This is a genomic window from Methylophaga thalassica, assembly GCF_030159795.1.
Lineage (GTDB): Bacteria > Pseudomonadota > Gammaproteobacteria > Nitrosococcales > Methylophagaceae > Methylophaga > Methylophaga thalassica.
Window position 1 is genome coordinate 40,011 of sequence record NZ_BSND01000005.1, and the last position, 20,089, is coordinate 60,099.

Below are 20,089 nucleotides of genomic sequence, written 5' to 3' on the forward strand. Positions count from 1 at the left end.
ACTATCATCATAAACAACCATACTCTTTGTACGGCTATACTGTAAATATATGAACGATCATGATTTGGATGAGCGAATTATTATATTGACTGGCTCATAGTGAAAAGCAGCTGTGCCAGATTATTTCAGCAAGAAATATAAACACAGGCAGTTGAGCAGAAGTAAAATCAAAGAACATATTTGCCAGAATTTAACCGGATAACGGTACATCAGCGGTAATTTTTCATCACGCAAATACGCCGGATTCGGCTTGATCAAATCAGTCTCAAATTCAGATAATGCCTGGTATCGTCGCTCAGGATAAAGCTGTAATGCTTTCTGAAGAGTTTTATCTACCCAGCTAGGAATATCGTGAATTAATGTGTTGATGGATTGATATTCAATACGATGAAGATCTTGTTTGGCACGCACCTTCGCCAGTTTTTCCGCATAGGGAAGTTGGCCCGTTAACATTTCATAAACAATACAAGCGAGAGAAAACTGATCAGACGCCGCCTGTCCAGCACGACCTAATAAATACTCTGGTGCAGTGTAATGTTTTGTACCCAATAACTCGCTACGCTCCACCGGTGTTGAGATATCAGCGATACCGGCAATCTTAGTCGAACCGAAATCGATAAGTTTAACTACGCCATCTCTGGAAATCATAATATTGCCGGGCTTTAAGTCCTGATGAAGCATATCCAGCCGATGAAAGGCTCTGACCGCAGAAACAAGTTGAGACACAATTTCCCGTACTGTTTTTAAATCCAGGCGACCGACATCATTCAGCCACTGTTCAAGCGTTTTGCCATCCACATACTCCATGATGTAATAGAGAAACCGCCGTGGCCGCTTTTGTTCAATGGTTCTTACCACATGAGCGTTATTGATTCTTCGCCCCACCCACTCTTCTAATAAGAATCTTTCCAGATAGGCGGGATCATCTTCAAAATTTACCGATGGTGTCTTGATCACCACCTTATCACCGCTTTCAGTATCAACGGCTAAATACAGTTGGCTGGTCGAACTTGCATGTAATTCACGACTAATTCGGTAACCATCAATAATCACGCCTTCATACAAGTCCGGCGGAAATGGCAAAGCGGTTAATTGAGCAAAGACTTCATCAGGATCTTGTGTTGGTAATTGCTCAATAGTGAGAATCTGACAGCTTATATTGTCCTTACTACCCGCCGATAATGCTTCATCACAAATTTGTTGTGCATATTGCTCTGGCTCAGCTCCAGCACCTGCCAACAAAAATTGTTTCAGTACTTTGTCTGGCAAAACATCATGCACGCCATCAGTGGTTAATAAAAAAACATCGTTTTCCTGAACAGCGAAAGACTTGTAATCAATGTCCAAACAGTAATCAACGCCAAAAGCCCGCCCTAAATATTCTTTATTAACATCGATACGTATACGGTGATCGGTGGTGATGGGTTCAAGTTCGCCATCACGAAACAAATAGATTCTCGAATCGCCCACATGGAAAATATGTGCGGTCGTTGATTTCACAACAACCGCACTAAAAGTAGATGCCATACCACGGTCAGCCTGCTTAAACTGATGGCTTTGACCGTGTAACCAAGTGTTAATCGCTGTCAGCACCTTGCTGCCAGACTGTTTAACAGACCAGGAATCAGGCGTACTGAAATAATCACTCATAAACCCGGTTACACAGGCCTGGCTGGCTTGTTTGCCTTCGTTACTTGAACTCAAGCCATCGGCAATGGCACACGCGATACCTTTTGTTTCTAACAGAGCGAGATTGGCAGGGATATAAAACCCCACGGCATCCTGATTATCTGCTTTGATGCCTCGGCTGGAATACTGCCCAACCGAGACTTTCAATCTCGCGACCATAACGATCCTTCAATTAATGAACGTCTATCATTTGTACTGTGCCATCAGGCAGCACTTCTGCCATTTGTCCTCGCGGCTCATCCATAAACTGTACCGCAATCAGGGTAACAATGGCCGTCCCACAGATAACAAAAAAGAAGGTTTGTGCAGAAACTAAAGATAAGATAGTTAAGAAAGTCACAGCACCGACATTACCATAGGCACCGGCCATACCTGCCACCTGCCCAGTTAAACGACGTTGCACCAGTGGTACGACTGCAAATACCGCGCCCTCGCCTGCTTGCACAAAGAATGAGCAAGCCATCGTCGCCAACACGGCCAACACAATGAACCATTCAGGTGTGATCATGCCCATCACAAAATACCCTACCGCCAGTCCACTGATGCAAATCGTCAGTGTTCTCTTTCTACCTAAACGATCGCTGAATAAACCACCAATAGGTCTCGAGATCAGATTCATAAAAGCAAATCCTGATGCCAGTAACCCGGCTTGTACAGCACTGATATCAAACGTTTCACTGAAAAATAATGGCAACATGGATACCACCGCTAATTCAGATCCAAACGTAGCTAAGTAAGCCAAATCCAACACAGCGACTTGTTTAAATTTGTAACGGTGAATTTCAGGGGTTTCTTTTATAAACACTTCTTTGTTTACTTGATAAATGTGGTAAACCTGATAGAAAAATAAAACAACCAGACCGACATAAATCGCATAGCTGACATTCATTGACAGCAAGCTGACACCACTGGGTGATAACTTCCATGCTAATAAAGCTAGTGCTGCATACATAGGAATATTCATTACGATATAAAGAAAGAAATCTCCCTTACTGGTCACTTCCATTGCACCTGATTTTTTTGGTTTAAAGTAAGTAGAGCCTTGTGGCGTATCAGAAACACTATTGTAGTAAATGAAGGCATACACAAGTGCAATAGCACCAGTCAGACCAATGGCATAACGCCAGCCATCCTCACCCCCAAACATCAAGGCAATCGTAGGTAATGACATCGCTGCTGCTGCTGAACCGAAATTACCCCAGCCACCATAAATACCTTCAGCCAAACCGACTTGCTTTGCTGGAAACCACTCGGAAATCATACGAATGCCGATAACAAAGCCAGCACCAACAAAACCCAACATAAAGCGAGCAAGTGCTAATTGCTCAAAACTATCGGCCACTGCGAAGAAAAAACAGATAATGCTGGAAATACCGAGCAGCAGTGAATACATGATCTTAGGACCATATTTATCCACCAGCATACCGATAACAATTCGTGCAGGAATGGTTAACGCCACATTCAGTATCAGTAACGTTTTTATTTGCTGGTTGTCGAGACCTAAGGTATCGCGAATAGCCATTAATAAAGGGGCGTGATTAAACCACACCACAAAACTGATAAAAAAGGCTATCCAGGTTAAATGAAGGGTACGGATATTATCTTTAAAAGATAATAAATTGAGTTTGTTATTAGACATTAATTCAGCTCTCTTTTAAACATACCAGAATGGTTATGTTCGAATAGCGGGAATCATGCCAATCCATAACAATTTGATTTATATATTATTTTAATATTTAAATAAGCATACTAAATACATATTAAAGCTAAAATGGTGCATCTTGCACGCTACTAGTGCACTAAAGTCAGTCTATGGCCAGATCTTCATCAGGCCAGTCGAGGTCACAACAGAACACAAACATCTTTCCATTCACTTCTACAGCTTGTGACACAGTAATACACATATGAGAGCCGGCAACAGACAGATATGGGCGACTAATTTGTGTTGTATCCGGATTTTGTATTGCCCTGAAGTGATAGTGTCTATGTGACCAATTCGCATTATCTCCGGAAAGTAATGGCGAAAAACGGATATCCAGTTTTGCCGTGTATTTGTTTGAATACAGGCTTCGACCTATCTGATAGCCCGATTCGTCAAGTAAATAACAACGAACAGCTCGCTCATCGTCAAACAGTTCGCTCCCACATGCTTCGAAAGCACGCCCATGCTTAAACGCACTGACCTCTTTCTCAAAAACCAACTGGAAAGCGCGGAAATGTTGTTGAAGCTTACGATTATATTGACTACGGACATTCTGATGTTGCTGTAAAAGCTGGTCCATCGCTTCCCCAAAATCTACGTCCTGCTGCAGATCGGATTCAGGCGTAGCAAAATAAAACCCCTGGATCATATCGGCATTACTGGAAATAGCGACTAGCGCTTCTTTTTCGGATTCAACACCTTCAATAACAACTAAACTACCTGCCTCGTGTATGAGTGACACGATACCAGTGAGGATTCTTTCCACCTTCATCGACTGGCCAGCTTTCTTAACCAAGCTACGATCAATCTTCACAATATCAGGCTGTAGATTCCAGATGCGATCAAAATTAGAATGGCCAGCCCCAAAATCATCAATCGCAATCAAACATCCCAAACGGCGAAAATGTTGAATGAGTTCCAAAAGGTACTCACGGTCATCAATTTCACTCTCTAAAATTTCAATCACAATACGTCTGGCAGGCAGTTTGGTTTGCTGCATCAATTCATGCATAAACCCGGCATCAGGACGCTCAGCCACCAGACACTGAGAATTGAGGTTGAGAAATAACCAGGCATTATTATCAGGCTGATGAGAAAAGTTAGAGGCATGCAGAAAACGACAGGTCCGGTCTAACTCCAGATGCTCACGCTGACTGGTTGGCTGGGACATAATCTCAACCGGCGATACCGCTCTCCCATCAATATCATTAGCACGTAATAAACCTTCATACCCAACCGCTTTTCGGTGAGCGATACTGAAAATGGGTTGAAAAACCGATGTCAGGCAGAACGACTTATATGTGGTTTCATAATGATGTTCATTCAGTGACAGTTCAGTCATCCCTACTCGTACCTTTGATATCTGTGGGCAATGTTGTTTTAACATTATTTACCTTAAATCTTAATGCGTCCGTTTATTAATTACCACAATAGTTAAAATTAAACATCTCAAAGACACCTTCAGCTACTACAGGGCAAATAGTACAAGCAGGATTTAAGCCAATAATATTGGGATTGAGCTGGATGATGTTCAGGACACTATCTTCCATAGAAGATAAGAAGCCACTTCTATAAAAGTGGCTCCATGCTTTGTTTATATTGTTAATTATTAAATATTTTTTTGCGGTTCAAGTAAATTAGCTGCAGCCAGAATATTTTGAGCAAGTTGGCCGAGTCGCATATTCTGATTCATGGCCGATGTTCGCATCAGGCTGTATGCTTCATTTTCCGTGCACTTCCGTTGTTCCATAATAAGTCCTTTAGCTCTATCAATAATTTTCCTGTCAGCCAAAGACGTTTTTAAATCTTTCAGCTGTTTTTGCATACTCTGTACTTGTTTAAACCGGGCTATGGCAGTACGGAGAATCGCGTGAATCCGGTTCTCATGAAAACCATCAACAATATAGGCACTGACACCAGCCTCAATAGCCTCTTCAATGGCCTCATCTCGGTCATCATGTGTGAAAATCACAATCGGTAATGGAAAGCGTTCATTAATTATCTTAAATTTACTTAACAGCTGACTATCGCTGGTATTCATAATGGCAATAATCAAGTCGGGCTCAATGGTCCATTTCAGATTAAGTAATTGCTGTAAATTAGTGGCTTCGAAAATGACGTTATAGTCGGTATTTTCAAACACCTTTTGCAGCGTATTCATAAACTCCGTAAATTCACTGATAACAACCGTGTTAATCGTTTTAGTGACTGTTTTCATAGCAGCATTGCTCATATCATTCGTGTATGTTTTTGGGAGGCATATTGAATAACGATACTGAAAATATTCAGCACTTCATCAATAGCCCGTGTGGAAAGATTAAAATATTCATGGCTATCAAGCTTCAACTGACCCCGTTGAAGCACACGTTTATCAACCATATTCAATAAGGCATCAATTTGCTGACGAACCGCTTTAGAGGAAGTTTCCAACGAAGAATTCAAATCGTTGTTATTAATTAATTTGACTTCAGACAGTAATCTCTCTGAGGTGGTTTTTACTGAGATACGTAAAAACTCAAGCAAAATTCTATCAGCGGCCAAACACGACCCTCTGGCACAAACGCCCGAACCTATAGCTCGTGTATATCCGAGCGTTTCTGCAACACGAAGCGTATCAATACAAATTTCTGAAACGCGTGTGCAGGAATCAAGCATCAAGCGATGTAAGTCATATGCTCTCATCACATCATCTAATAGCATTAGTTGGCCATCTATCATCAAGCTATGTTGTCTGACGATATTTTGTGGAGAAAGATCTTTGGCCAGAGCATGTTGTTTTAGCCGAGGCCAGTGCTCTATAAAGGATTGCCATTGAGGAAAATCTGATAGTGTTTGACTCATCTCACTGTCAATCAGATTGTCGATATCATTCTGTAGCTGAATCATTTGTGGTAATAACTTTTCATTCCCACTTACGACTGCATTGCTTGTGCCACGATGTTTTTGGCAATGGTCAACCACCGACCGTAAATGGCTGGTCAGTAATATGCCTTTTTTTATTCTCAGATTGAGCTGACGACGCTCAGATATCAGATTGTAAATAATCAAAAGCATGCAAGTGGCAACTACACCACCAATGATCAATGGATACATCTTTGTTCTCCAGTGAAATTAGCTCAGAACTGAGTCATTCCCAGGTCGCTAAATAACCAGCCATAATCCCTAGAGGCGAAATCATTACCATAAAAATTAATTTCACTAATTCTTTTACTACCATCATTAAGTCAACGAAATATCCCATGACATGCTCCTTGCAGTACTGGATGACAATCTCAATTTTGCATAAGCTATGCCAAAAAAATATTTGTTTAAATACAGAAACTTAAACTATTAAGATATTTTTCGTCTGCTTCAAAATGGTGTTATGAGGATGGCTATTGAACAATTGTGGTGCAGATTTAACAGATAAAAAAAAGCCGGGCAGTGCCCGGCTAGATGAGGAGTATGATTTAGAAGTTAAGCTGTCCATATAACCAGAACTTATCGGTATCAGCACCGCCAAATTCTTTATCTGCATTGTAGTCAGCATAGGAAATACCCAGCGTGTAATGTTGCATAAAGGTTTTTTGCAGCATCACATCGAATTCATTTCCGGCATCAAGGCTGTCTTTATCCGTTTCAAAGTCGTGATAGACCGCGATCAGCTTGGCGCCAGCCACATTGCCAACTACTGTGAAATAGGTATCTTTCAACCCTTGATTGGGTGTGGTCAGAAACACATCAGCCCAGCCCTGGAAAGCATGGTTGGTGCCCAGCGGTGTTTTAAAACTGTAGGTGCCGTCACCTTCTTGTACTTCATATGATAACTTTGCCAACCAACCTTCATATTTACCGCCCAACTCCAGCAAGTAATAATCCTGTGGATCCATTTTGCCATCAGCATATTCATCTTGTGTCGCATACTCGGCGGTATAGACTGCCGATAAATTTTCATTAACCGGCTTCGCACCAGATAATCTCAAACCATAAGTCGCTGTTGAGTTAGCGTTGTTATCAGCAGCATCCTCATAATCGAGTAAATAGCTATACGCTTCTAATTTTCCCACAGACCAGCCGCTGTATTGAACATTAAATAAGTGACTGTCCATATCAATCACGCCATCGTCAATCAGGCCTGCGGTGAGGTCATTACCAAAAATCGTGTTCACTTTATTGATATAGGCATAGCTCAATTTAAGATCTTTAATTGAGCTATTACTCAGACTAACAGCATCAAATGATTGATGATTTTGACGCCAGAGTACATTACCGATAAACCGGTGAAACGGTGCCTCACGGTAGGTCAATTCCTGACGGCCCAGTTTGACTTCAGTGCCATAGCCGTTATAACTCAAGTAAGCCTGATTCACTTCGGTGCCATTCGGATCAGCAATAACGGAGTACTTCTTGACTGCTGTTTGTGGGTACTCTTCATAATCGCCCCCCAAATCCGACACATCTTCCAGTTCCAAAAAGGCACCAAAACCATGAAAGTCACCGGTTTTATAGCCTAAGGTTGTCCGCAAAGTTACGGCATCGGCATCTTTTAGGGCATTATCCTGCTCTACTGACTCATAGCGCAGTCTGGCAGAAAAACTCACCTTTCCAGCAGTCAACGCATCATAAAAGCTGTCATCAGCCATTACCGTACCAGGTAACAGGGAAACACTTCCAAGCCCTGTGCTAAGTAATGACATAAGGGTTAGCTTTTTTAATTTTGGCATTCTTTTTTTCCTCTGCAAATAAGCCGCTCTTCGTGAATAATGGGCTTTAACATCAAATACTCAAATCAAACTGCTTCGTTGCAGATAGACCTCTATTAGTAGTAACGACGCTGCTCACCTTTAATGAGCAAGTAATTTTTTCAACTCGGGGACACAGGAACCACAATTGGTCCCAGCTTTTAATTTCTGACCAATCTCATCAACAGAATTGACATGTCCGGATTGAATCGCCTCATTCAGCGTGTTTTGCCCCACCCCGAAGCAAGAGCAGACAATTTGACCAGCATCTTTTTGCCCCTGACTGGGCTGACCGACCAATAAGCTGTATCGCTCAGCATCCGAAAGACTGTTTAAACTAAATAATTGTGATAACCAGGAACGTGCTGGCAAATCATGACTAGGGGCAATAAATACAACACCCTCTAGTCGATTACGTTTTATTTGACCAGCGCGATAACGACCCGCTTTAGCATCAGTGAAATCCAGCCATTCCCCCTCTTCACCTAAGTGTTGTTGAGCCCATTTGGCTGGGTCATCTAATGATTGCTGCCCGGCAATTTCATAGCGCCAGAATTGGGCACCACGCACCTTCACCCAGTAGTTGGCATCTTTCACCGTAATGGGATGACGCGACAGAATAAAACCATGCCAGACAGGTTGGTATGCCCGAATCGTCACTGGCGTATGTTTAGACTCTGGCTGACCAGAAACGGGATCATATACAGAGGCCACCAAGGCATCGACTCGCGCCATTGAGGCATATTGGCTGCTCCAGTGAATCGGCACAAAAATACTGCCTGGTCGTTGTTCATCTGTTACCACCACACGAACAATCATCTCACCCCACTGACTGCTAACTTCAGCCAAGGCACCATCTACCAGCTCAAAAGTCGCTGCATCCAATGGATGAATCTGAACCATTGGTTCAGGAATATGGGCATTCAATCTGACGGCTCTGCCTGTTCGTGTCATGGTGTGCCACTGATCACGAATACGGCCAGTATTTAATACCAGTGGATATGCCTCTGTTGTTGGGTTAAAGGGTAATTTGGGTTCAACACTGATCATTCTGGCTTTACCAGACGGCGTAAAAAATCGCTTGTCGGTAAACAGACGTGCAGTGCCCATCTCGGTATTCTCCATGACAGGCCATTGCACTGGCACCAGATTGTCATAGTCTTCATCACTGATATCGGCCAGACCACCAATATTAAAGTCGCGCTCACCGTCATTTTCAAACGCGGACAGTTGGGCATGCTCTCTAAAGACATCGGCTGGTTTCTCAAAGGGAAATGCGGCCTCAAATCCCATTTTTCTGGCAACCTGAGTAATGATCCACCAGTCTGGTCTGGCTTCTCCAGGCAAAGGTAAAAATGCTCGTTGATGACTGATACGACGCTCAGAGTTGGTCACCATACCGTCTTTTTCACCCCAGGCTGCAGCCGGCAGTAAAATATCAGCAAGTTCGGTGGTATCGGTAAATTGTTCACATTCAGACACCACCACCAACTCACATTTTTCCAGTGCAACTTTCACCTTATCGGCATCAGGCAAGCTGACCACGGGATTGGTCGCCATGATCCAGATGGCTTTGATTTTGCCACTAGCGACCTCATTAAACATATCAATGGCTTTGGCTCCATTTTCTCTGGCTAAATTATCGGCCTTCCAGAAGCGTGATACCCGGTCATGATGCTCTGGATTGGTGATTTCCATATGCGCAGCGAGCTGGTTACTTAAACCGCCCACTTCCCGACCGCCCATGGCATTAGGCTGGCCGGTAAACGAAAAAGGCCCCATGCCTGGTTTACCAATCCGGCCGGTAGCGAGATGGCAGTTAATAATGCTGTTACATTTATCTGTTCCGGAAGTAGATTGGTTAATGCCCTGAGAATAAACCGTAACGACTTTTTCCGTTGAAGCAAATAGCTGATAGAACTTCACTATGTCCTGCTCTTGCAACTCGGTCACAGCCGCTACTTGAGGAATCGACCCAGCAGAGGTTTTGGCTGCAGTCATTGCAGCAGCAAAGCCTTCAGTGTGTGCTTCCAGAAATTCGAGATCCAGATAATCTTCTTTTTTCAGATAATGTAATAGGCCGTTAAATAAAGTAGCATCCGTGCCGGGTTTCACCGACAAATGTAAATCGGCGATATCACAGGTCGAGGTTTTGCGTGGATCAATCACCACAATTTTCATCTCAGGCCGATCTTCTTTAGCCTGTCTCAGCCGCTGAAAAATGACTGGATGGCACCAGGCCAGATTCGAGCCTGCCAGGATCACCAGATCGGCAAGTTCAATATCTTCATAACTACACGGCACCGTATCACTACCAAATGCCCGTTTATACGCCGCCACAGCGGATGACATACACAAACGCGAGTTGGTATCGATATTGGCACCGCCAATAAAGCCTTTCATTAATTTATTGGCGGTGTAGTAATCTTCCGTCAATACTTGGCCTGAGACATAAAACGCCACTGATTCAGGACCATGTTTAGCAATGATGTCACTAAATCCACGAGCCACTGACACGATTGCCTCATCCCACGACACCCGTTTTCCATGCACTTTGGGATGGAGCAAACGATTCCCCAAATCCACGGTTTCTCCCAGCGCCGAACCTTTTGAGCACAGGCGTCCCAGATTGGCAGGATGCGTTTCATCACCTTCAATTTGTACAGTGCCATTCTGAAGTGGGGTTGCTAACACGCCGCAGCCAACACCGCAGTATGGACAAGTCGTTTTTGTAGTCGTCGTATGTTGTTCAGCCAAAATTAGAGACTCTTTATCAGGTTATAGAGAAATAAAAACGGTACCGTTGTCTATTTTTGTCTCAAATGTACGGGTACAGCCTTCATCGGGTCCAGTGGCTTCGCCACTGTTCATATCAATAACCCAGTTATGCAAAGGACAAGCCACACGATTATCGTAAACAAGTCCTTGAGATAACGGTCCTTTTTTATGAGGACATTGATCAAATAAGGCAAAGACCTGATCACTTGAGGTGCGAAACACCGCAACATCACCTTCTGCTGTCACGAGTACACGTGATCCTTTTTTTGGAATATCGACCAGAGGGCCAACTTCAGTCCAACTCATATCTACCTCTACACCACTTGTTTAATAGGAATATAGTTTTCTTTATATTTGGCCGCTTGTTCAGCCCAAGGATCTACCTGTGCATTTTTTTGTGAATCATGGAAACGCTCAGCCAACCGTTTACGATTCAATTCATCGTCGACCACAGCTGAGGTCACATGTTTTAAACCGACGCGTTCAATCCATGGTGCAGTACGTTCCAGATAATGAGCTTCTTCGCGATACAGCTGCATAAACGCGGCACAATATTCCAGCGCCTCTTCCTCAGTCGCGACTTTGGTGAGAAAGTCAGTTGCCCTGACTTTGATACCACCATTACCACCGACATGAAGTTCGTAGCCTGAATCCACACACACAATGCCAAAATCTTTGATAGTCGCTTCAGCACAGTTCCTTGGACAGCCAGAAACAGCAATCTTGAATTTATGGGGTGTCCAGCTTCCCCAGGTCATTTTTTCCGCTTTGATACCTAAGCCAGTAGAGTCTTGAGTGCCGAACCGACACCATTCAGAACCGACGCAGGTTTTGACTGTTCTTAACGATTTGCCATAAGCATGACCAGAGACAAAGCCTGCCTCACTCAGATCTGCCCACATTTTAGGCAAGTCTTCTTTTTTGATTCCTAGTAAATCTATCCGCTGACCACCAGTTATTTTAACGGTGGGCACATTGTATTTTTCGGAGATATCCGCAATGGCGCGCAACTCTCTAGGATTGGTGACCCCGCCCCAAATTCTCGGTACAACTGAATAAGTGCCGTCTTTCTGAATATTGGCATGGACACGTTCGTTAATGAAACGTGACTGAGGATCATCCTGATACTCATTTGGCCAACTGCTTAACATGTAATAGTTCAGAGCCGGACGACAGGAGTGGCAGCCATCTGCTGTTTTCCACTCAAGTGCTGACATCAAATCAGGAATGGTTTTCAGGGATTTATCAATAATGGCAGCCTTAACTTCAGCATGCGATAAATCGGTACAGGCACAAAGCGGTTTTTTACTCGGCGTATCATTAAAATCGCTGCCTAGCGTTGAAGCAAGTATCTGTTCAACTAAGCCTGTACATGAGCCACAAGAGGCTGATGCCTTGGTATGTGCTTTGACTTCATCCAGAGTAAACAGGCCATGCTTCGAAATAGCCTGAACAATATCGCCCTTACAAACACCATTACAGCCACAAATCTCGGCATCATCGGCTAAACCGTCAACAGAATTGGATGGACCATGTCCTGAATCCCCCAGGTGATGCTGTCCAAACAACATGTTTTCACGAATATCTGAGATATCGGTACCATCGCGCATCAATTGGAAGTACCAGGCACCGTCTACGGTGTCCCCATAGAGAACGGCGCCAACCAATTGGTTTTCTTTAATCACCAGCTTTTTATAGACTTTTCTTGCGGCATCCTTAAATACCAGATCTTCAGTATCGTCATCACCGAGAAAGTCACCGGCAGAAAACAAATCGATGCCTGTTACCTTTAATTTGGTTGATGTGACTGAACTGATATAACGGGCAATCCCCATTTGAGCCAGATGGTTTGAACACACTTTTGCTTGCTCAAATAATGGGGCGACCAGGCCAAAGGTTTGGCTCCGGTGCTGCACACACTCACCGACTGCATAAATACGTGGGTCAAAGGTTTGCATGGTGTCATCCACCACAATGCCACGATCACAATGGATACCGGCTGAACTGGCTAATTCGATATTGGGGCGGATACCCACAGCCATCACTACCAAATCCGCTTCTATTTCTGAGCCATCTTTAAAGCGAAGTTTTTCAACTCGGTCACGACCGATAATGGCTTCCGTTTGATGTTCCATCAAAAACTTCAGCCCTTTCCCCCGCAGTTCGTCCAGCATCAGATCGGACGCGGGTTTGTCTAACTGTTGATTCATCAACACATCACTGATGTGAACAACACTGACATCCATCCCCTGAATCATCAGACCATTTGCGGCTTCCAGTCCTAACAATCCACCACCAATCACCACGGCTTTTTTATGTGTCTTTGCCGTTTCCAGCATGGTGTCAACATCAGCGATATCACGAAAACTAATGACACCGGGGAGATCTGCACCAGCTATTGGCAACATGAATGGACGCGAGCCAGTGGCCAGTAAAAGACGGTCATATTTTTCGGTGGTGCCATCGTCTGCTATTACTACACGGTTTAGACGATCTATGGTGGTCACCTTTTTACCTGATAACAAGGTGATGTTGTTATCTTGATACCACTGCAAATCATTAATCATGATCTCATCTATGGTTTTCTCACCAGCCAATACAGGTGAGAGCATAATCCGGTTATAGTTACCGTAGGGTTCTTCACCAAATACAGTAATGTCATATTTCTCTGGTGCGAGTTTAAGTAACTCTTCCAGCGTACGCACTCCTGCCATGCCATTACCGATTAAAACTAACTTCTCTCTCATGGATCTCTCCGTCAATCATTGTCTGCTTACTTTGGCAAACACTGTGCCAAAAAAGTAAACTATTGATTTAAAAGAAAGAGTTTATTAAAAGTTTTTTTAATAAGTAGTTTAGATGCTTATTTATGCACCATTATGATTAACCTTGCACCATTTAAATACGGCGCAAAAAAAAGCCCTTCACTGTGAAGGGCTTTTTTTGTCGGTGGCTATGCTTTTTTAAGGTTGCATATTCCAGATATGTGACTGAATTAACCATGAACCATCTTCAGTTTTTACCAGAACCAAAGATAAAACACCGCCGAAACTTATCTTCTCACCGTCGCTGTTTTTTCCGTCTGCGTGCCAGTAACCAATTTGGGTTATCTGATCGTCAGTTGAATAAATAGCATCTGTTTCAATTTGATGATTGGTCACACCGTTATCAACAAAACTTTGAAATAACTGTGCGATAGCATCTTTACCTTTTAAGATAGCGCCATTACCCGGTGATAAGGTCGCATCATTTTTATATAACTGTTTCAAACTATCGACATCGCCAGCATTAAACGCTTTGTTCCATTGGGCATTAGCAAAATCTATCTGATTTTTTACCGATAGCTCTTCAGCCATCACAGAAAATTGCACAGAAAACATACTGAACATAAAAACTAAAAACTTTTTCATTACTCACTCCTGGTTAAATTTAGTGTTATCTATTGTTTGGCTTAATTTAACGTTCAATCAAAAATCGTTAAATTTCGCTTTAACTTTGCCAGCACATCCATTAATACCTGACCTTGCTCTTTATCAATCACGGACATCAATTGTCCCAAACGCTGATAATAATCAGGCATGACTTCGTCTAATTTTTGCTGACCCTTCTTGGTAAGTTTGATTTGTGTTTGCCGTTTATCTTTCTCATCAACAATACGCTGTATTAGTCCCTCTCGCGCTAAACCATCTAACAGGCCTGTCATTGTCGCCCGGCTGACCCCAGATTGTTCTGCCAACTTTGAGGGTGAAGATATAAAGCTATCTTCACGCATCAATAAAATTAATACCCACCAGCGTCCCTGGAGTAAATCATAGCGTCGTAAAAAGTTATCTAAGCCGACAGAAAGCTCTGAGGCTACCCCGAGAAGATGGAGAAACTGCATCACTGCATTGATATCGACTTCTGGGTAGCGCGAAGCAAATTTTTCTAATATTGCCTTATCTGGCAAGTCTTTAAGTTGAAGCATACCCCATTATAGTTAGCTTCCTAATTTTTAGTAAACCTTTATCTTAAATAAATTCAGCTTCGTTTAAGCTACGCCACCTAGTATGTGACCCGTACCTCAACAAAAGGAGCACAAAATGAAAAACGTAAAAACAATTGGCTTAATTGGTGCGGCAACAATGATGATGCAGATGGGTGTTGCTCATGCGGATTTAGATGCTGATGACATGCGTGAAATCAGAAAAATCTCTGAAGGTTTTGGCTTAATTTCATTAGAACAAGCACAAGCTAAAGCGCTTGAAGCCAAACCTGGTATTGTAGAAGATGCCGATCTGGAAGACCGTGCCTTTGATAAAGGCTGGGATTATGAGTTTGAAATTGTTGATGCTGATGGTGGCGAATGGGAAGTCCTAATTGACGCCAAAACCGGTGAAGTTCGTAAAACAACTAAAGACTGGTTCTAATCAGCTACTGAGGCCTGCAGGTGGATATCCACCTGCAGGCCTCCCCATTTCTGGGATTGAGCAAACTGCATAGTACCGTCATAACTTTCAACAATATCAAATACAATTGCCAAACCTAAACCACTTCCCGGCGTTGATTCATCAGCCCGAAAACCCCGTTGAGTCAAAGCTGACAAGTCATCATCATGACATCCAGGTCCATCATCCATCACCCGAATAGCAATACCCTTTTCATTCTTGATCTCTAGTTCTACCCGGCTTTGGCACCATTTGCATGCGTTATCCATGATATTTCCCAGCAGTTCCAGCAAGTCTTCTCGATCACCATGAAAACGCAGTTGTTTATCGACCTGACAGGTAATAATCAGTTGTTTATCCTGATAGATACGTTTTAATGTATCAGCCAGACTTACCACTAATTCATGAATATCAACACCTCTTCCAGGCAATGTTAAACCCGACACACGAGCACGTTTTAATTCACGATCAATAATTTGCTTGATTTCCTGAGTCTGCTGATAGATTGCTGCTTTAGTCACAGCATCATTTTTCAATTCCTCACTGTCGGCGATCTGGTTTAACAGGGTCAATTGGGTTTTAAGACGATGCGCTAAATTACCAAGCGATTGCCTGGAGCGGCGTGTTTTTGTGACCATACTGGCCATTAAACGATTGAGTTCAACCAGTAAGGGCCGGATTTCATCAGGCGCCTGTTCATCAATTTTTTCAATATCGCCTTGCCCCAATAGTTTTAATTCATTCTTAGCTTTATTCAGTGGTCTCAATGCACGTCTGACAATCCAAAACTGTAGCCCCAACAAAGCTAAAACGCCTAACAGTGATAAGGTAGTAAATGTCCACTGAAAATGGGTTTTATCCTCCAACATCCAGGCAATATCTTCTGCTACGGTAATCGTGACCTGCTGTCCCTGCTTCAGATACCCCGCCGACACAGCCATCAACGGTTGCTGTCCTGGTCCTTCCAGATAAAGCGTGGCTTTTTCACCGACATTTAAGGCTGGTGTAGATAAATCAAAGTCCCATAAAGAGCGTGAGAAGAGTTGTTGTTGTGGTGTTTGAATAGAAAAGTACAGACCTGAGAAGGCCCGCTGATAGCTGCTGCTCAAACGACGATCATCCAGCAGGATTTCTCCTTCAGCATTAATATGGATATGAGCAACTAAGGTTTGTGTTTCTTCTTGCAGGCGGGTGATAACTTGCTTTTCAATTAAACGATCAATGGTGAAGGTTAGCCACAGCCATTGTCCAATCAACAAGACAGCTAAAAAAATTGCTAAGCCAATGGATAAACGGCTACGAACCGATCGCATTAGTCTTGCTGACCAAAAATATAACCTTGGCCGCGCCTTGTTACTATCCAATCAGCCCCAATTTTCTGACGTAAGCGATTCACATAGACTTCCATCACATTGCTGTCTTTGTCACTATCCAGTTGATAGACATGCTCAGTAAGTGTGGTTTTAGAAAGTAACTGCTGGGGGTGCAACATAAAGTATCTTAACAGCTTAAATTCTGTGCCTGTCAGGCTATGCTTCTCACCCGTCTTCAATATCACGGTCTGCTCTGCTTCATCCAGAGCTAAACCTTCATAACTCAACTCTCCAGGATGCTGCCCAGAGCAACGGCGTAAAACAGCATTAATCCGAACGATGAGCTCTTCAGTTTGAAAAGGTTTAGCAAGATAATCATCTGCACCGGCTTTAAAGCCCAGTACTTTATCTTCCCAGGCATCACGTGCAGTCAGAATAATTACGGGCACGGCATTTTTATTGCGTCGCCAATTTTCTAAGACTTCTAGTCCCGGTTTCCCCGGTAACCCTAGATCCAATACAATCAGATCATAAGGCTCGATTTCGCCCATTGCTTCGCCATCAATACCATCAGCAGATAAATCTGTGGCAAATCCGGCTTTATTCAATGCTTGCTGAAGGTTAGGTCCTAATAAGGGATCATCTTCAACCAATAACAGCCGCATTAATTATCCTCATTTTCCAGCTCAATAAACTCACCTGTTTGAGCATCTAACTCAAGCTCCCAGACCTGACCTTGTTCATCCAGAATCTCGAGTTCGTATATGTAACGGCCATCGTCTTTTTCCAAATCTGTTTCAATGACCTGACCGGGTTTTATTACTTTTGCCTTCGTCAGAATTTCCTGAAGAGGCATAATCTTGCCCTCTTTCAGCAATTGTCTGGCCACACTGGCACTTTCATCAGCTTGTGCTGGCGATACTGCAAGCACAACGCTCACTGAAATGGATAAGCATGTGAATAGAGTGCGTTTCATCGTATACATTATTTAGATGTCTAAGTGAGCTTAAGTGTAGAAATTCAAACTTAAACCAAACTTAATAACGATGTTTTATTGAGTGGTAAAAATTCGGATAACTTTACCGTTTTTAAGTAAAACATGCGTGCTGCCTTTACTCATTGTTTTAAACATCCATTTTTCAAAATTATCCTGAAGGCGCTCACCATCTTTACCCACTTTCAAAGCCGGTCTGACAGACTTCACCACGTTGCTGGGCTGCCAGTTCTCGCCACAAACATGCATGATTTGGTCAACATCCATACCTACCTCTATGGCACTTTTGCCACAGGAATAATGATCTAAATACTGACTACTTCCCGCATGAGCTAAAGCAGTAAAACTCAAACCTAAGGCTATCGAAGCCAAGTAAAAAAAACGCATATCTCTCTCCGTTCATTTTTTCAGGACAATATCATGAACTGTGTTGAATAATCTTGCCAGATTTTGTTATCAAATTTAACCGTCGCCAACAATATGCAGGAAGTGCATATGTTTTTCGTATTGAATCAGAATGTCATCAATGACTTGCTCTTGATTATATCCGTACATATCGTAATGTTGACTACCTTCAGCAAGATACACTTCACCCCGATAATAACGCTTTGTCTCATCATCATCGTCTAATGCATCGAGGGCAAAACTTGGCATTACGTGCCTGACGCTGTGAACCCCGTAAACAAAGTCTTTCTCACCACCATAGCTGACGTTTAATTCAATCGAATCTTTTTTGCTAACAATCTCAGATTCAACACCAGTATTACGTAATTCCGCCGCCACTTTTTTCAACGCGGGTTTCACCACATCGTTCAAAAATGTTTGCATTGTCGCTTTATCAGGATATTCACTCAAATTTTTCAGGCGTTGCTTCCAGCCAACTTGTCTGCCTGTACTCACAGGAGTCTGTGGCACACCAATGATCAGGCGTTTTATGCCTTCCATTCTTAAGCCTTTCATCAAGCCAAAACACATCAGTAACATGATGACAACAAATGGCAGAGCACCAGCAATAGAAGCCGTTTGTAAGGCTTTTAAACCACCCGCCAGCAATAACGCAGCAGCAACACAACCTTCCGTTAATGCCCAAAAAATGCGCTGCCAAACCGGCGGTTTAGGATGGCCATTGGAGGTAATCATATCAATGACCAAGGAACCTGAATCTGATGATGTTACAAAAAATGTGATGACCAGTATGGTGGCTAAGCCAGAAGAAATCATACTCAGCGGCATATGCTCAAACATCGAGAAAACGGCAATGGCACTATTTTCACTGACGGCTCCAGAGATAACCCCGGCAAGATTACCCAGCTCCATATGAATAGCTGTTCCGCCAAAAAACGTCATCCACATAAAGGTAAAACCAACAGGCACAAATAACACACCTAGAATAAACTGACGGATAGTTCGACCTCTTGAAACTCGGGCAATAAACATCCCGACAAAGGGCGACCAGGCAATCCACCAGCCCCAATAGAATAATGTCCAGCCACCTATCCAGCCATTAGGATCATAAGCATATAAATTGAATGTTTTATTAACCACTTCGCTTAAATAATTACCGGTGTTTTGTACCAATGTTTGCAATAAGAACAGCGTCGGACCAGCAAATAAAACAAACAACAATAAAAGAATAGCCAGCCCCAGATTAATTTCAGACAGACGTTTGATGCCTGAATCCAGCCCCGCGACAACAGAAATAGTTGCTAGCAGTGTAATCCCAGCAATCAAGCCGATTTGAAGACCCACTGATTCTGCTGGTAAGCCAAACATATATGTAAGCCCGGCATTCACCTGTAAAACCCCAAGACCCAGTGAAGTCGCCACACCAAACATGGTGCCTAGCACAGCGAAAATATCTACTGTATGGCCGATGGGGCCATATATTCTTTCACCAATTAAGGGATAAAGTGACGAGCGAATGCTTAATGGCAAATTATGTCTGAAACCAAAATAGGCGAGCGATAAACCCACCACGGCATAAATTGCCCAGGCGTGTAAGCCCCAATGGAAAAACGTGATCGACATCGCTTCCCTGGCAGCTTCAATATCACCACCTTGTCCTACAGGTGGTGAAGAAAAGTGCATAATCGGCTCAGCAACGCCGAAAAATAATAAACCTATACCCATGCCAGCACTAAACAACATGGCAAACCACGATAAATAACCATAGTCAGGCTCAGAATGATCAGGGCCAAGTTTAATAGCACCATAGGAACTCATTGCCAGGCCAATACTGAAGATAAGGAAAAATCCGACGGCCAGTAAATAAAACCAGCCAAAAGTATTCACTATCCAGGATTGAGTCGCGGTAAAAACTGAAGAGGCGGTATCAGAAAAAAACGCTGCAAAAATAACAAAAGCGATAATTAAAATAGCTGAACCAAAAAATACGGGTGGATTGATTTCTGCTTTACGTGTTGTTTTATTTTCTATCGTCGGACTCGTCATATATATATGAACTC

Annotated in this window: 17 protein-coding genes; 1 reads left to right on the forward strand and 16 read right to left on the reverse strand. The window is 43.0% G+C overall.

What is annotated here, in order from left to right:
• Positions 1-120: 120 nt before the first annotated feature.
• From QQL60_RS07420 to QQL60_RS07470, 11 genes are all read right to left on the reverse strand, one after another.
• Positions 121-1,848: a bifunctional protein-serine/threonine kinase/phosphatase gene (locus tag QQL60_RS07420; protein WP_284722920.1), complete on the reverse strand. Its 1,728-nt coding sequence runs from the start codon at positions 1,846-1,848 to the stop codon at positions 121-123.
• A gap of 13 nt (positions 1,849-1,861) precedes the next feature.
• Positions 1,862-3,328 (reverse strand): NarK family nitrate/nitrite MFS transporter, encoded by a 1,467-nt coding sequence (locus QQL60_RS07425; protein WP_284722921.1) that lies wholly within the window; start codon positions 3,326-3,328, stop codon positions 1,862-1,864.
• A gap of 166 nt (positions 3,329-3,494) precedes the next feature.
• Positions 3,495-4,733, reverse strand: coding sequence for an EAL domain-containing protein (locus QQL60_RS07430; protein WP_007146291.1), 1,239 nt, complete (start codon positions 4,731-4,733; stop codon positions 3,495-3,497).
• A 267-nt stretch (positions 4,734-5,000) separates the two neighbouring features.
• Positions 5,001-5,609, reverse strand: coding sequence for an ANTAR domain-containing response regulator (locus QQL60_RS07435; protein ID WP_007146293.1), 609 nt, complete (start codon positions 5,607-5,609; stop codon positions 5,001-5,003).
• A gap of 11 nt (positions 5,610-5,620) precedes the next feature.
• Positions 5,621-6,484, reverse strand: coding sequence for a nitrate- and nitrite sensing domain-containing protein (locus QQL60_RS07440; RefSeq protein ID WP_284722922.1), 864 nt, complete (start codon positions 6,482-6,484; stop codon positions 5,621-5,623).
• A 356-nt stretch (positions 6,485-6,840) separates the two neighbouring features.
• A complete protein-coding gene (locus tag QQL60_RS07445) occupies positions 6,841-8,094 on the reverse strand; it encodes an alginate export family protein (protein WP_284722923.1) in 1,254 nt (417 codons plus the stop codon).
• Between the two features lie 120 nt (positions 8,095-8,214).
• Positions 8,215-10,869, reverse strand: coding sequence for a nitrate reductase (locus QQL60_RS07450; RefSeq protein ID WP_284722924.1), 2,655 nt, complete (start codon positions 10,867-10,869; stop codon positions 8,215-8,217).
• Between the two features lie 21 nt (positions 10,870-10,890).
• Positions 10,891-11,196, reverse strand: coding sequence for a nitrite reductase small subunit NirD (gene nirD, locus QQL60_RS07455; protein WP_007146299.1), 306 nt, complete (start codon positions 11,194-11,196; stop codon positions 10,891-10,893).
• A gap of 8 nt (positions 11,197-11,204) precedes the next feature.
• Positions 11,205-13,637: a nitrite reductase large subunit NirB gene (gene nirB, locus QQL60_RS07460; RefSeq protein ID WP_284722925.1), complete on the reverse strand. Its 2,433-nt coding sequence runs from the start codon at positions 13,635-13,637 to the stop codon at positions 11,205-11,207.
• 216 nt (positions 13,638-13,853) lie between these two features.
• A complete protein-coding gene (locus QQL60_RS07465) occupies positions 13,854-14,300 on the reverse strand; it encodes a YybH family protein (protein ID WP_273181143.1) in 447 nt (148 codons plus the stop codon).
• Between the two features lie 53 nt (positions 14,301-14,353).
• Positions 14,354-14,857, reverse strand: a complete 504-nt coding sequence (locus QQL60_RS07470) for a MarR family winged helix-turn-helix transcriptional regulator (protein ID WP_284722926.1) — start codon at positions 14,855-14,857, stop codon at positions 14,354-14,356.
• A 115-nt stretch (positions 14,858-14,972) separates the two neighbouring features.
• On the opposite strand from QQL60_RS07470, the gene QQL60_RS07475 reads away from it, so the two are divergent.
• Positions 14,973-15,299, forward strand: a complete 327-nt coding sequence (locus QQL60_RS07475; protein WP_007146303.1) for a PepSY domain-containing protein — start codon at positions 14,973-14,975, stop codon at positions 15,297-15,299.
• Here QQL60_RS07475 and QQL60_RS07480 read toward each other — a convergent pair.
• The 5 genes from QQL60_RS07480 to QQL60_RS07500 form a co-directional block, all read right to left on the reverse strand.
• Positions 15,296-16,630, reverse strand: coding sequence for an ATP-binding protein (locus QQL60_RS07480; RefSeq protein WP_284722927.1), 1,335 nt, complete (start codon positions 16,628-16,630; stop codon positions 15,296-15,298). The genes QQL60_RS07475 and QQL60_RS07480 overlap by 4 nt on opposite strands.
• Positions 16,630-17,295, reverse strand: coding sequence for a response regulator transcription factor (locus QQL60_RS07485; protein ID WP_284722928.1), 666 nt, complete (start codon positions 17,293-17,295; stop codon positions 16,630-16,632). The genes QQL60_RS07480 and QQL60_RS07485 overlap by 1 nt, the downstream gene beginning before the upstream one ends.
• Entirely contained in the window at positions 17,295-17,606 is a 312-nt protein-coding gene (locus QQL60_RS07490) for a PepSY domain-containing protein (protein WP_284722929.1), read from the reverse strand. The genes QQL60_RS07485 and QQL60_RS07490 overlap by 1 nt, the downstream gene beginning before the upstream one ends.
• A 75-nt stretch (positions 17,607-17,681) precedes the next feature.
• On the reverse strand, positions 17,682-18,011 hold the full coding sequence (locus QQL60_RS07495) for a DUF2845 domain-containing protein (protein ID WP_273181151.1): 330 nt from the start codon (positions 18,009-18,011) through the stop codon (positions 17,682-17,684).
• Positions 18,012-18,086: 75 nt separating this feature from the next.
• Positions 18,087-20,075, reverse strand: coding sequence for a BCCT family transporter (locus QQL60_RS07500; RefSeq protein ID WP_284450623.1), 1,989 nt, complete (start codon positions 20,073-20,075; stop codon positions 18,087-18,089).
• Between the last annotated feature and the right edge of the window lie 14 nt (positions 20,076-20,089).